Source organism: Gilliamella sp. Pas-s27 (genome assembly GCF_009795865.1).
Classification (GTDB): Bacteria; Pseudomonadota; Gammaproteobacteria; order Enterobacterales; family Orbaceae; genus Gilliamella.
Genome location: NZ_WTEW01000007.1, coordinates 23,263 through 37,834 on the forward strand (window position 1 = coordinate 23,263; position 14,572 = coordinate 37,834).

At 35.4% G+C, this 14,572-nt stretch carries 13 protein-coding genes; 8 read left to right on the forward strand and 5 right to left on the reverse strand.

What is annotated here, in order from left to right; genetic code table 11:
- Window positions 1-65 precede the first annotated feature (65 nt).
- Genes GQ589_RS04110 through GQ589_RS04125 form a run of 4 tightly spaced genes read right to left on the reverse strand, consistent with a single transcriptional unit; the run spans window position 66 to window position 3,216 of the window.
- Complete coding sequence (locus GQ589_RS04110) at window positions 66-1,385, reverse strand: amidohydrolase (protein ID WP_160424741.1); 1,320 nt, start codon at window positions 1,383-1,385, stop codon at window positions 66-68.
- 18 nt (window positions 1,386-1,403) lie between these two features.
- On the reverse strand, window positions 1,404-1,853 hold the full coding sequence (locus GQ589_RS04115) for a hypothetical protein (RefSeq protein WP_065626618.1): 450 nt from the start codon (window positions 1,851-1,853) through the stop codon (window positions 1,404-1,406).
- Entirely contained in the window at window positions 1,853-2,641 is a 789-nt protein-coding gene (locus tag GQ589_RS04120; RefSeq protein ID WP_160400501.1) for a DUF3100 domain-containing protein, read from the reverse strand. The genes GQ589_RS04115 and GQ589_RS04120 overlap by 1 nt, the downstream gene beginning before the upstream one ends.
- A 29-nt stretch (window positions 2,642-2,670) precedes the next feature.
- Complete coding sequence (locus GQ589_RS04125) at window positions 2,671-3,216, reverse strand: cysteine hydrolase family protein (RefSeq protein WP_160400502.1); 546 nt, start codon at window positions 3,214-3,216, stop codon at window positions 2,671-2,673.
- 287 nt (window positions 3,217-3,503) lie between these two features.
- Between GQ589_RS04125 and aspS the strand changes: the two genes are divergently transcribed.
- The 5 genes from aspS to GQ589_RS04150 all read left to right on the forward strand — a co-directional run bounded on the left by aspS (window position 3,504) and on the right by GQ589_RS04150 (window position 8,905).
- On the forward strand, window positions 3,504-5,264 hold the full coding sequence (aspS, locus tag GQ589_RS04130) for an aspartate--tRNA ligase (protein ID WP_160400503.1): 1,761 nt from the start codon (window positions 3,504-3,506) through the stop codon (window positions 5,262-5,264).
- A 6-nt stretch (window positions 5,265-5,270) separates the two neighbouring features.
- Window positions 5,271-5,723: a dihydroneopterin triphosphate diphosphatase gene (gene nudB, locus GQ589_RS04135; RefSeq protein WP_160424743.1), complete on the forward strand. Its 453-nt coding sequence runs from the start codon at window positions 5,271-5,273 to the stop codon at window positions 5,721-5,723.
- Between the two features lie 10 nt (window positions 5,724-5,733).
- Window positions 5,734-6,150: a hypothetical protein gene (locus GQ589_RS04140; protein ID WP_160424744.1), complete on the forward strand. Its 417-nt coding sequence runs from the start codon at window positions 5,734-5,736 to the stop codon at window positions 6,148-6,150.
- An 88-nt stretch (window positions 6,151-6,238) separates the two neighbouring features.
- Window positions 6,239-7,702 (forward strand): 4-hydroxy-3-polyprenylbenzoate decarboxylase, encoded by a 1,464-nt coding sequence (ubiD, locus tag GQ589_RS04145; protein ID WP_160424746.1) that lies wholly within the window; start codon window positions 6,239-6,241, stop codon window positions 7,700-7,702.
- 138 nt (window positions 7,703-7,840) lie between these two features.
- Window positions 7,841-8,905: a tetratricopeptide repeat protein gene (locus GQ589_RS04150; protein ID WP_160424748.1), complete on the forward strand. Its 1,065-nt coding sequence runs from the start codon at window positions 7,841-7,843 to the stop codon at window positions 8,903-8,905.
- A gap of 25 nt (window positions 8,906-8,930) precedes the next feature.
- Here GQ589_RS04150 and ppc read toward each other — a convergent pair whose 3' ends face one another.
- Window positions 8,931-11,576 (reverse strand): phosphoenolpyruvate carboxylase, encoded by a 2,646-nt coding sequence (gene ppc / locus GQ589_RS04155; protein ID WP_160424751.1) that lies wholly within the window; start codon window positions 11,574-11,576, stop codon window positions 8,931-8,933.
- Window positions 11,577-11,924: 348 nt separating this feature from the next.
- On the opposite strand from ppc, the gene GQ589_RS04160 reads away from it, so the two are divergent.
- Genes GQ589_RS04160 through GQ589_RS04170 form a run of 3 tightly spaced genes read left to right on the forward strand, consistent with a single transcriptional unit; the run spans window position 11,925 to window position 14,564 of the window.
- Entirely contained in the window at window positions 11,925-12,416 is a 492-nt protein-coding gene (locus tag GQ589_RS04160) for an NADH-quinone oxidoreductase subunit J (RefSeq protein ID WP_160411897.1), read from the forward strand.
- A 1-nt stretch (window position 12,417) separates the two neighbouring features.
- Entirely contained in the window at window positions 12,418-12,720 is a 303-nt protein-coding gene (gene nuoK, locus GQ589_RS04165; RefSeq protein WP_160411898.1) for an NADH-quinone oxidoreductase subunit NuoK, read from the forward strand.
- Window positions 12,717-14,564 (forward strand): NADH-quinone oxidoreductase subunit L, encoded by a 1,848-nt coding sequence (locus GQ589_RS04170; RefSeq protein ID WP_237399182.1) that lies wholly within the window; start codon window positions 12,717-12,719, stop codon window positions 14,562-14,564. The genes nuoK and GQ589_RS04170 overlap by 4 nt, the downstream gene beginning before the upstream one ends.
- The last annotated feature ends 8 nt before the right edge of the window (window positions 14,565-14,572 follow it).

Consider the following 14,572-nt stretch of genomic DNA (forward strand, 5'->3'; position numbering starts at 1 on the left):
ATGATTGTTGTGAATATAAGTCGCATTATAACAGCTTGGCACGACAATATGCCAAGCTGTTAAGATTATTTGTCAAAACCTGATAAGAATTTTAAATATTCTTCTTTGGTCATAAGTGGAGTGTAGTTTGACATGAGTGTTTGTGCTGGCTGTGCGTCATCATAAAGTAAGTCGATGATTGTGCAGGCCATCATTTGGGCTGGGCGGATGTAAGCCATTTCTTCATCAAATACGGTGTAGTCTTTACCATGTAAAACCCCACGAACCGAACCAATCCATGGGTGGCTAACTGGCATAATGTGCGATAAATCGCCCGTATCGGTACTGCCTGTCATGTGGGGCGCAACCCAAACATTATCAGCACCAATAAGATCTTGTGCATTGCTTTGTAAAAAGTCATTCAGTGTTGGGTTGTTTTGTAAAGGTAAATAACCCGGTAGGTCTTTAATTTCACACGTTGCCCCAACCGCCATTGCGCCTGCTTTTAGTGCTTGGTTTATTCGTTCGTTCGCGTCGATCATGGCAGGTACATTGCCTGCGCGCACATAGCTTTCCATTCTGACATCGCTTGGAATTACATTAACTAAATCACCGCCTTGGGTAATGATGGGGTGGAATCTAATGTAGTCTTTTTCTTGAAATGTTTCGCGAATGGCGTGTACGCCCATCATTCCCATCATTGCAGCATTTAAGGCGTTGACACCTGCGTGTGGTGCAGCAGCCGCGTGTGATGCTTCGCCTTTGTATTTAATTAATTTACCGATAAAACCATTGCTGGTTGTTGATATTTCAATAAAGCCATTTTGGCGGTCATTAGGAACACTGGTTAAATGTATTTGTAGTGCCATATCAACATCATCAAATTCACCGCGCGAAATCAATTCTGGCTTGCCACCAATATAGTTGATTTTGCCTTCTTCGATTAGGCGATTACGATAAGTGATTTCAACATATTCTTCTGCAGGTACTGCAAATGGCACAACATCGCCCGCTAAAAATTGCATTGCACCCGAATCAATCAGCCCCATCGTTACGGCCATCATATTGGCAATTTGGGCATTGTGACCACAACAGTGCGCAGCGCCCGATGTTTCGTCAGCAGCAGGGTGATCGGCACAAATAATGGCATCAAGTTCGCCGATAACAGCAATACTGTATTTACTGCCTTTTCCCCCTTTTAAGCGACCTTTAACCCCTGTTAATGCTAATTTGTTTTTAAAGGGAACACCCAGTTTTTCAAACGTTTCTTCGACTTTTTTGGCTGTTTTGTGTTCTTTATAACCAAGTTCAGGTTCTGCCCAAATTGATTCGGCAATTGCTTTGATATCGGCTTTGCGGTTTGCAATGGCGTTACAAACCTTTTTTTTAAGTTCTTCTTTTGTCATGATAAATCCTAATCTGAATTAGATCACACCTTCCCAATGCAAGGTGATTTGTGCAATGATTGCGGCAAAAATAAAAGTGCCTGAAAATACGGCTAATGATACAGGAATGATTCGCCATGAGATGTTTTTAAATAGTGCTAAATCTTTACCAATAGCTAGTCCTGCATAAGCTAGCACTGGAGTACAAACCGCCAATAAAGACACTTGATCAGTAATTGAAACAACTTGTTCATGATAAGGAAATATTGGCGATGAAGCCACTGCGGCTACGACTGATACCCATAAAATAACTGGAAATTTGTTTAATAATGGAACTTTGCCAACAAAATATCCGACTATTGATATCGCAACTAAGATTGATAATGCTTGTAATGACAGCATAAAATCAACTTTGTAACCTACAGTATTGCCAGCAGCCATAATAATGGCAACTAAGATCAGTAAAAATATTGTTTCTAACGTTTTCATTATAACGCTCCTTTTTTGTTACGTCGTAAGCGGGCAAATAGGTTATATAAGAAAGAGGCGAAAGGTAACGAAAATAGTGTATAAATATAAATGCCAACAATACTTGACATTAAGTTTGCGGTTGTTGCATAGGCTTTGATTTCACTAGCTATTTCTGGATAAAGGTCACTGATTGGTGCGAGTGATGCGGCCATCATACTGCCACTTCCAACTCCTGCACCCATAGCCAACGCATAAGGATGGAGGATATCTAATTTTGCCATTACACTAGCAAGTATGCTCATCCAAATAGCACCATAAAGTGTGCCACAAACATACATCGCCATAACGCCTCGACCTTCTGCTGAATCTAATCCATATTTGTCGGCAACAATGGCGATATTGGGTTCACGCGCGACAGAATAAGTTGCACCCACCGCTTCGCGTTTCATGCCTAGTAGCATGGCTAGTGGTAAACCTAATAAAATCGTGCCAGCAAAATGACCTAACTCTTGAAAAATTAATGCTAATTTTGCATCTTTTAATATCATATCAATTTTAGGACCAACAGCAACCCCAAGTTTTGCGATAAGTAACATTAATGTCACTATCATGATGGCACTGGCATTATTCATATTTTTTAGTTTTAATATTTTTAGTTTGGGAAGGCTAATTATTCCGCCAATAATCATGGCATATAACATTGGGTACACGGCAATAGTCCAGATAGATTGCCTACCGATGAACTCACATATTAAAACAACGACTAATGCTAGTAAATGTACTTTATAGTCTCGTAAAACATCCATTCTTACTCCTTAATTTATTTTTAAAATTTTTAAATTATTGTTGCCCCTAAGGTATTTTTAAAATGATTTAATGCCCATTGATGACCGATTGGATCAAAGCTAGCAACAGCATTTTGATGAATGAATATTTTATATCCTAAATTATAGGCATCTACCGCTGTATGCAATATGCAAATATCAGTACACACACCTGTTAAATGGACGTGTTTGATGTCTCTTTCACGTAGCCGCAAATCAAGGTCTGTTCCACAAAATGCTGAGTAGTGGCGTTTATTGATCCAATAAACATGATCAGTATCTTTATATTGTTGATAAAGTTTATTTAAACGACCAAATAGTTGTTGTCCTAAAGTGCCGATAATATTATGAGGAGGAAAGAGAGAATCTTCAGGATGAAATTTATCAGAAGGATCATGGGCATCGATAGCAAAAACGACAAAATCATCATTTTTTATAAATGATTCTGTTATGTTTAACATTTCTGTTTCAATTTTTTGACCAACCAGACCTGTTGTTAACGTTCCGTTATCAGCAACAAAATCATTCGTATAATCAATTGAAATTAAAGCCTTCATATCAAATATGATTAATTTATTAAATAATGTTAAAGCTTATTAATAAATACTTGATATGACAAGTTATTTTCAATGAGTAATTTGATTCTATGTTTTTACATAATTAAGATGTAATTAGTATCTTTTTGAATTTAATCTATTTTATAAAAACTTTTATAAAGTAAATTTATTTTCAAAAACTAGCTATAAATAAATTAAATGATAATTATTTTAAATCATGGTCTTTATACCCTGATAAATTGCTCTATAATAATTATCATTTTGTTAATAGTTTACAGGATATTTTAATGAGAACAATTTATTGCGGACAACTCAATGCAAGTCATATTAATCAAGAAGTTAATCTATGTGGCTGGGTTAATAAACGTCGAGACTTAGGTGGTATGATTTTTATTGATATGCGTGATCGTGAAGGTATTGTACAAGTTTTTTTCGATCCTGATTATCAACAAGCATATCAACTTGCTGGTGAACTTCGTAATGAATTTTGTATCCAAATTAAAGGTAAAGTAAGAGCCCGTCCCGAAGGTCAAATCAATAAAGATATGGCCACAGGCGAGGTTGAAGTGTTGGCGACAGAATTAACGATATTTAATCGTAGTGATGTTTTACCACTTGATTTCAATCAAAATAATAGCGAAGAACAGCGTCTAAAATATCGTTATATCGATTTACGTCGCCCTGAGATGTCAGCTATTTTTAAAACTCGAGCTAAAATTACTGCATTTGTGCGTTCGTTTATGAACGAACATGGCTTTTTAGATATTGAAACCCCTATGTTAACCAAAGCAACGCCTGAAGGCGCTCGAGATTACTTAGTTCCAAGCCGAATTCACAAGGGCGAGTTTTATGCCCTTCCACAATCACCACAGTTATTTAAGCAATTGTTAATGATGTCAGGTTTTGACCGTTATTATCAAATTGTGAAATGTTTTCGTGATGAAGATTTGCGAGCCGATCGTCAACCTGAATTTACTCAAATTGATGTCGAAACGTCATTTATGACAGCCGAGCAAGTGCGCGAGGTTATGGAACAGATGATTCGTGAACTTTGGTTACATGTTAAAAATGTGGATTTAGGTAAGTTTCCTATTATGACTTTTGCCGAAGCGATGCGTCGTTATGGTAGTGATAAACCAGATTTGCGTAATCCGCTCGAAATTATTGATGTAGCTGATTTAGTTAAAGATGTTGATTTTAAAGTGTTTTCAACACCAGCAAATGATCCAAAAGGACGTGTAGCATTACTTTGCGTTCCAAATGGTGCTCAATTAACGCGTAAACAATTGGATGAATATACGCAGTTTATTTCCGTGTATGGTGCTAAAGGTATGGCATGGATTAAAGTAAACGAACGTAGTAAAGGGTTAGAGGGTGTTCAAAGTCCTGTTGCAAAATTCTTTAATGAGTCGCAAATGGAAGCGTTGCTTGATCGTGCTAATGCAAAAGATGGCGATATCTTATTATTTGGCGCAGATAGCTATAAAGTTGTTAGTGATGCGCTAGGTGCATTACGTTTAAAAGTTGGTAAAGATTTAGGCTTAACTGACGAAAGTAAATGGGCAGTACTTTGGGTTGTCGATTTCCCTATGTTTGAAGAAACTGACGAAGGGCTAAGTGCTATGCACCATCCATTTACTTCGCCAAAAGACTTTACGCCAGAAGAGCTTATCAATAATCCTGAAAATGCAGTTGCAAATGCCTATGATATGGTGATTAATGGTTATGAAGTTGGTGGTGGTTCTGTCCGTATTCACCGTAGCGAAATGCAACAAGCTGTCTTTTCTATTTTAGGGATTAATGAACACGAACAACGTGAAAAGTTTGGTTTTTTACTTGATGCATTAAAATATGGTACGCCACCACATGCAGGACTGGCATTCGGTTTAGATAGATTAACAATGCTGTTAACCGGTACTGATAATATTCGTGATGTGATTGCATTTCCGAAAACAACAGCCGCAACGTGTTTACTTACTGATGCACCAAGTCCAGCCAATGTCGCTGCATTAACTGAACTTGGTATTGAAGTGAGTAAAAAGCAGTAATATTTAATGAAAAAATTCAAAAATCCTGAATCTGTTCTGGTAGTAATCTACTGCCAGACAACAAAGCGTTGTCTTATGTTACAGCGGCAAGATGACCCTAATTTTTGGCAATCAGTGACAGGTAGTATGGAAGCTAACGAGTTACCAAAAGAAACAGCAATTCGTGAAGTTTTTGAAGAAACTGGTATTAATATTATTGAACAAAACCTTGAGTTAATTGATGCAAAACGTGTCATTGAATTTGACATTTTTCCACAATTTAGACATAAATATGCACCAGAAGTTAAGGTAAATAAAGAGCATTGGTTTTATCTGCCACTTATTAATGAGATAACGCCTATACTTACTGAACATTTAGCTTATCAGTGGCTAACGATTGATGATGCTGCCAAGCTTACGTTATCACCCAATAATAGTGAGGCTATTGATAAAATCTATAATTTGATTAAATCTAATTAAGAGGCTGAAAATGAAATTGAGTCTATCTGCGGTTGTGTTGTCTTGTTTATGTTGTTTTGTTTTAACCAGTCATGCTGAAATAAATATAAAAAAATGCCAACCTAATCAAAATGACTATATTATTTTTGATGAGTACGATTCAAATATAGCTGAAAAAATAATTGATTTTAAATTACATAATCAACCAGAAAAGCGGGAAAGCAGTATCATTAAGATATTTGCTAATGAAAATAACGATGATCGAAACGATTGGATAGCTTCTTTTTTATTTGATGATCAATCTGAGCAATATCTATTTTATCAAGTTGATCAGGATAACTTTGTTGAGGTTGACAAAAAACAATTTGAGGCTTTATTACCGAAAATCGTTGAGTGTAATCCAAATAAGCAAGTACCTATATATAGCGAAAACTTTGATGAAGATTAGTTAAATTCAAAGATATGTTAATAGTAAAGTAAAAAATATTTTTGGATAGGTTAACTGAGAATGAGTCAGTAACAGGGAGTAATGTTAGATGAATTTTTCAAATTTTAGAGATTTTTTAGATTATCTTGAGCAGCAAGGTGAATTAAAAAGAATTTCTTTCCCTGTTAATCCTTATCTTGAAATGACAGAAATTGCGGATCGTGTTTTACGTAATGAAGGTCCGGCCTTATTATTTGAGAATCCAATTGGTTATGATATGCCTGTTTTATGCAATTTGTTTGGTACAGCTAAACGTGTTGCGATGGGAATGGGACGTGAGGATACTTCTGCTTTACGTGAAATTGGTGAGTTATTGGCATTTTTGCGTGAACCTGAACCCCCAAAAGGTATAAAACAATTTTTTAATGTATTACCTAAATATAAACAAGTCTTAAATATGCCGGTTAAACATCGTTCATCAGCACCCTGCCAAGAGATGATTTTTAAAGATGATGAAGTGGATTTGACTCGTTTACCTATTATGCATTGCTGGCCCGATGATGTAGCACCACTGTTATCTTGGGGGCTAACAATAACCAAAGGTCCTTATAAAGAACGGCAAAATTTAGGTATTTATCGTTTGCAGTGTTTAGGGAAAAATAAATTAATCATGCGTTGGCTTTCTCATCGTGGTGGTGCACTTGATTTTGCCGAATGGCAACAGGTTCATCCTAATGAAAGATTTCCTGTTAGTGTTGCTATTGGCGCTGATCCCGCAACTATTTTAGGTGCAGTGACACCAGTGCCTGATACGTTACCTGAATATGCTTTTTCTGGGTTATTAAGAGGTAGCCGAACAGAAGTGGTTAAATCGTTATCCAATGATTTAGAGGTTCCAGCTAGTGCAGAAATAGTTCTTGAGGGTTACATTGATCCTAATGAATTGGCATCAGAAGGTCCATATGGTGATCACACGGGTTATTATAATGAAATTGAACAATTTCCTGTATTTACTGTGACGCACTTAACTCGTCGTAAAGATGCGATTTATCATTCTACTTATACCGGTAGGCCACCAGATGAGCCTGCAGTTATGGGGCTTGCTTTAAATGAAGTGTTTATCCCCATTTTACAAAAACAATTTCCTGAAATTGTGGATTTTTATTTGCCACCTGAAGGGTGTTCATATCGTATTGCGATTGTTACAATTAAAAAACAGTACCCTGGTCATGCTAAACGTGTCATGATGGGGGTTTGGTCTTATTTACGGCAATTTATGTATACCAAGTTTGTCATTGTTTGTGATGATGATATTAATGCGCGTGATTGGAAGGATGTGATGTGGGCTATTTCAACTCGTATGGATCCTCATCGAGACACCACATTTATTGATAATACTCCAATAGATTATTTGGATTTTGCTTCACCTATTTCGGGATTAGGATCTAAAATGGGGCTAGATGCTACCAATAAATGGGCTGGTGAATCTAATCGAGAATGGGGAAAATTAATTAAAAAAGATCCAAAAATCGTCGCTCGTATTGATGAGATTTGGGATAAATTAGGTTTGTAGTATTTTGTTTATTAAAAGAATAAATTACTAAGCTTGATATAAAATATAATTTTAAAAAAGGATAGCGATTAAACAAAACTATTTCCTTTTGTTGTATTTATGTATAATTATTACTAATGTCATTATATTTAAATAAATATGAAAAAAATCAAAATTTTATTAGTAGTATTGTTATCCATTCCTTATGGTGTAATGGCTGCAGGTTATAAAACACAATCGAACGGCACGCAATTAAAGTTGCAAGAGACAGAGTCATTGCTCCCTTCTTTACGTTTGTCTGCAGAAAAAGGAAACGCGGAAGCACAGTATTCATTAGGAAGTATCTATAAACAAGGTGCAGGTGTTGAAGCAAGTGATGTTCGTGCCTTTTTTTGGTATAAAAAAGCCGCTGAGCAAGGGTTAGCTAAAGCACAAAATAACTTAGCATTTATGTATCAAAGTGGTCTAGGGACTAAACGTGATTTAAATGCGGCATTTAAATATTTTAAATTAGCCGCAGATCAAAATTATGCATTGGCTAAATATAATCTGGCTTTAATGTATAAAGAAGGGGAAGGTGTCGAAAAAAACACATCAACTGCAGTTGATTACTTTTCACAAGCTGGTGATGCTGGTATTTATGACGCTTATCTAAACCTTGGTATTATGTATTTTTTTGGTGATGGCGTAACAAAAGATCGTATGACTGCCGCTGATTGGTTTAGTAAAGCAGCTAAAAATAATATTTCCGAAGCACAATACTATTTAGGGCTAATGTCTGAAAATGGCGACGGCTTAACCCAAGATTATGTGGCTGCTAACTATTTTTATACACAAGCGGCCGAACATGGACATGTGCTAGCTATGTATAATTTAGCTATTATGTATGCAACAGGCACGGGTTCTAAACCCGACAATACGCAAGCGGCATATTGGTTTACCAAGGCTGCCGAAGCAGGCAATGCTGATGCCCAATACAACATTGGCGTAATGTATGATGTAGGTGGTGGTGTTGATAAAGACGAGCAAAAAGCCGTTGAATGGTATTTAAAAGCAGCAGATCAAGGCAGTGTTGATGCTCAGTATAATTTAGGTATTAAATATCTAGAAGGCGAGGGAGTTGATAAAGATCTGGAACGCGCCATCTATTGGTTTACTAAAGCTAGTGAGCAAGGCGACCAAGACGCTAAAGCTTATTTAGATAATTTATTACCTAAAAAATAAAAAAGGCTAGTGCCTTTTTTATTTTTTAACCCGAGTTTCGCATACCTGCCGCAATCCCTGAAATAGTAATCATAAGTCCTTGCTCTACTATAACGTTTTGATGTTCACCGTGTGTGCGTGAACGACTCAATAACTCTGCTTGTAGTAGATTTAATGGTTCAATATAAGTATTTCGCAAAGCCACTGATTCTGCAATCCAAGGTAGATCAGACATTAAACTGATATCATCTGTAATGGTTAGTACAGTATTGATATCCTGAGTCAATAAATTCCTTAATTCTTCTCCTAATGGCCATAAGGCTTGATCGACTAAACGCTGTTCGTAATATTCGTGTATATTTGGTGCCGCTTTGGCGTAAACCATTTCAAGCATACCTAAACGAGCATTAAAGAAAGGCCAATTGTCATACATTTCTTTAAGAAGATCTTTTTTACCTTTCTCAATAACTGCTCTAAGAGCATTACCTGCACCAAGCCAAGATGGCACCATTAAACGGTTTTGTGTCCAAGCAAAAATCCATGGAATAGCACGTAAACTTTCTATCCCTCCACCTGTTCGACGTTTTTGCGGTCTTGAACCTAGTGGTAACCTACCTAATTCAGCCTCAGGGGTTACTGCTCTAAAATAATCAACAAATTCAGTTCGTTCACGTACATAACTACGATAACAGTTGCATGAAATTTCAGACATTTCGTCCATGATATCGCGCCATGCTTGCTTAGGTGCAGGTGGTGGCAATAAATTAGCTTGTAAAATTGCTGATGTATAAAGCATTAAACTACTGAGAGCAACTTCAGGTAGACCAAGTTTAAAACGAATCATTTCGCCTTGCTCTGTAACTCTAAGTCCACCTTTTAATGAACCTGGTGGTTGTGAAAGTAGCGCAGCATGAGCAGGTGCTCCTCCTCGACCAATTGAGCCTCCTCGTCCATGGAATAGCACCAAATTAGTATTATATTTCTCAAATAAGTTAACTAGTTCTTCTTGTGAGCGATACTGTGCCCAAGATGCCGCAAGTGTACCGGCATCTTTAGCCGAATCAGAATAGCCTATCATCACCATCTGTTTGCCGCGAATTTTATCGCGATACCAAGGAATATCCAGTAATTTTTGCATAACCAATTTAGCATTGTTTAAGTCTTCTAATGTTTCAAATAATGGTGCAACTGGAATATTTTTTTGGCAATCAACGATTTTCAATAATAAGTAAACGGCTAAAACATCAGAAGGCGCTTTAGCCATTGATATTACATAAGAAGCGATTGATTCTTCTCCTGCTTTTTTGATAACACGACAAGTATCCAAAACTTCTTGAACCATTTCAGTTGGTTGCCAGTTATATGGGAGCAATGGTCGATTAGACTGTAACTCAGTTAATAAAAAGGTTTGTTTTTCTTCTTCTGACCATTGGGCATAGCTACCTAAATTAAGTTCTTTGGTTAATGCGTCTAAGGCTTCTGTGTGGACTGAACTGTCTTGACGGATATCTAATCTAACTAATTGTAAGCCAAAACTTTTTATACGTCGTAATGTATCAAGTAATGGTCCATGGGCTATGGTTGACATGCCATTATCAATTAATGATTCATAACAGATATAAAGTGGTGTCCATAGTTGTTGATTTTTAATTAAAATATCACTAGGCGGTAATACTCGTTCATTATTTAGCAATGCTTCAATATAATTGTGAGTTTTAATTAAGCGTACTCGTAATTGTTTCATTACTGCGCGATAAGGTTCTGAAACGGTCCTATTACTTTCATCTAATAGTTCAATAACTGATTCGTTGCATTCTGTCATCGAAAGTTCACGAACAAGTATTTGAATATCGGCTAAAAATAATTCAATAGCTTTTAATCTAGCTTGTAGCATTACTTTTTCTGTGACTTTTGCTGTTACATTAGGGTTTCCATCACGATCTCCGCCCATCCATGAGGTGAATTTGACTGGTACATGATCAACCGATAATTGTTCATCAAAAGCATCAACTAACTGGTCATTGAGTTCTCGCAAAAATAGGGGCACACCTTCCCATAAGCTATCTTCAATGACTGAAAATCCCCATTTTGCTTCATCAATTGGCGTTGGGCGTTTTTTTCGGATTTCATCGGTATACCATGCCTGACAAACTAGCTGTTTTAAGCGACGCATGATCCGTTCTATTTCATAGTCGGCTAAATCATTATGATCGAGTTGGGATAAACAACTGTTAATAGCCGTATAAGTATTGATCATTGTTCGGCGATTGATTTCTGTTGGATGAGCTGTCAATACTAATTCAATGGATAGTTCGTTAATTGCGTTTGTAATCGTTTCTTTGGAAAAGTTAAGGTTTTTTAGTGTACTGAATAATTCAGTCATTTTTTTAGGACTACTAGATGCTTCACCATGGGGCGAAATACCATAATACTCAGCAGCCGTATTGACTAAATTCAAAAACTGATTAAATGCGCGAGCAACATGCAATAAATCATCATCATTGAGGTTTTCAATTAAATTGAGTAGTTCATGATGTGCTTGTGTATTTCCTTTTTGAGCCAACTTCGATAATTTTCTTATTTTTTCAACTAAATCAAAGGTCTCATTACCAGTGGCACGTTTGATTGCATTGCCTAATAAAGTACCTAGCATATTGACATTACTTCGCATTGAGGAGTATTGGTTATTCATGATTTTCTCATCTTAGATTTTATTATCCCTAAGTACTTAAGCTGTATGGCTCAAATGACAACTTAACAAAATAGGTATAATCATTAGTTAATTTGATTAGGTTATATACTTTATAACAATGTTGCGTTGAATTTAAATAATAAAATTTTATGGTTTTTATTTCTTTTAGTTGTTTTAATTATATTGACCATAAAAGATCGACAAATAAAAAGCGCTATTTAATTTTGTTGTGGTCATCGAAATACCACTTAAAAAGTCTATTTTCAATGAATACGGTGTGGCAAACTGTATCTTGATATGATTTGGGTATATACTAACGCTATATATTAATACATATTGGATTATTTAATGATCGCTGTTTTTTATATCGCATCGATTATTGCTGTCGTTGCCAGTGTAAAAGTGATTAGTAGCTTACGGATAGATAAAGCAATTTTATATCTTGTTATTTCACTTTTTGCTTCATCCTTCATATTTATTCAACTTGGCGCCTATTTTTCTGCCATTTTGTATATCCTGCTATTTATTGGTGGTTCGGTAACGCTTTTTTTACTTGTTGCTTCAATTTTGAAAATTAGCGTTGATAATGTAGAAAATAATAAACACGGTATTAGTCCTAAAATTTGGTTAGGACCATTAATCTTAGCTTTCATTTTACTCGTTGTCCTTATTTATGGTGTAGTAAATGCTAATTATTCAGAACTAAAAGAATCTCATGACTTAATGCATGAAATGTCTATGTATGCATATATTTTGATGGCTGAATTAGCCGTATTTTTATTATTTGGTGCAGCCGTCATTGCTTATCATTTTACGCATCGGCTTATGTCGGAGAAATAATATGATTCCACTTACGTATTGCCTTATTTTTGCTTCTATTTTATTTGTTATCGGACTATTAGGCGTCATGATTCGGCGTGACTTTTATTTTTTATTGCTAAGCCTTATCATTATGAATAATGGTGCAATAGTTGCATTGTTTGCAGCGAGTTGTTATTGGCAACAATTTGATGGGCAATTACTTGCTATATTGGCGGTAATTACAACCTTATCTGAAGTTTGTGTCGGCCTTGCATTAATGATCAAACTATTCTACCGTCGAAAAATATTTAATATTGATTCATTGAGTGAAATGAAAGGATGAATTTACTTTATTTAACTATTATTGTTCCCTTGCTCTCTTTTCTAATATTAGTTTGTTTAGGGAGACATATTCGAACCATTGATGTAATGATTATAGGTATTATATCAATGCTAATTATTGCAATAATTACTGTATTTTCTTGTATCGATTTTGCTTCAAATACAGTACCTGATATGGTCTTAATTTATACCAGAACATTGTGGAATTGGTTTGCTGTAGGTGATTTCATAGTACCTATTTCTTTAACGTTAGATGGTTTATCGCTAACTTTTTTAGTTTTAATCTCATTTTTGGGCTTCTTGATTTACTTCTTTGCAGCTTGTTATTTGACGTCAAGCAAAGATATTTATAATTTTTATGCTTATAGTAATTTATTAATTGCCAGTATATTAACTATCGTATTAGTTGATAATCTGTTTGTTATGTTAATTGGCTGGGAAGGCGTGAGTATAAGTACTTACTTACTTATTGGTATCTATTATAAACAAGCTCGTAATGGTTATGCAGCAGTAAAGGCATTTATCCTTATGCATTTAACTGATATCTTTTTAATTATTGGCATATTTTTACTGTATCAAACAGTTGAAACATTCAATATCCATGATGTTTTGAATCAGGTGCATGAGAACTTAGCCGTAGATTCAGATATTATATTTTGGATAACTTTCATGCTGTTCCTTGGGGCCATGAGTAAGTCAGCACTATTTCCTATGCATTCATGGTTTGTTCAAACAACGTTAGCTCCAATGCCTGCAGTAGCTTTATTACAATCTTCAACGGTGATTTTAGCTGGAGTGTATTTAGTTTTAAGGCTAAGTAGCTTATTTATGATGTCGAGTGATGTACTTGCTATTATATCGATGATTTCATCGTTGACTATCTTATTTGCTAGTTCTATTGCTTTAGTGCAATATGATATTAAAAGAATTATCACCTATATCAATTTATCGCAAATTAGCTATCTATTTTATGCTTTTTCAACGCAGAGTTGGAATTTGTCTCTTAGTTGCTTAATTAATTATGTTGTAACAAGCACATTACTAATTTTATCTTCATCAATTTTAATTAAAAAATGTCAAGGTGAACGTGATATAAGTAAGCTTGGTGGGTTAATTAAATCGTTTCCAATACTGTATGCGGTATTTTTATTTATCATGTTATCTCTTAGTGCTATGCCTTGGATTTCATCGTCATTTTATATCAAGGGAGACATTATATTGGGCTTAATGGCTCAAGATAAATTAATATCTGGAACCATTGGTTTATTAGGTATTTTACTTTCTAGTTTGAATATTTGGCGTTTAATTTCAATGGTCTTTTATCACAAACAAAAACAGCATCATTTTGCAATAACCAAATGGATAAGCTATTGTCCAATTTTTATATTATTGGTATTCCCTACTGCTTTATTTATTTATTTTCCATTACCCGTTCAAGGTATAGTGCCAATAGCTGAGTTAGACACAGATGGACAGTTGTCTTTCCAGATACTGTTAGCCGCGGTGACGGGGTTAAGTATTTTGATCGCTTATGTTTTATATGTGCGCCCAAATAGCGAAGTAAAAGAAGTGCTACATACACCAATGATTAAGTTCTTTTTACGATTATGTAATAGCGACTGGCATTATGATTATGCATTGCATACGCTATTTGTTAAACCTTATATCTATTTAGCTAACTTGTTAAAAAAAGATCCGTTAGCTTTGTGGGATGGTTGGGTTATGTGGAGCATTAGGAAAGTAAACGCATTTATCGTTGACCTAGAAAATGGACAAATTCGGTGGTATATGCTGTCAATGGTTATAGGTAGCATTATCATATTAATGTTACTGATTTTTATTTAAAAAAGGTG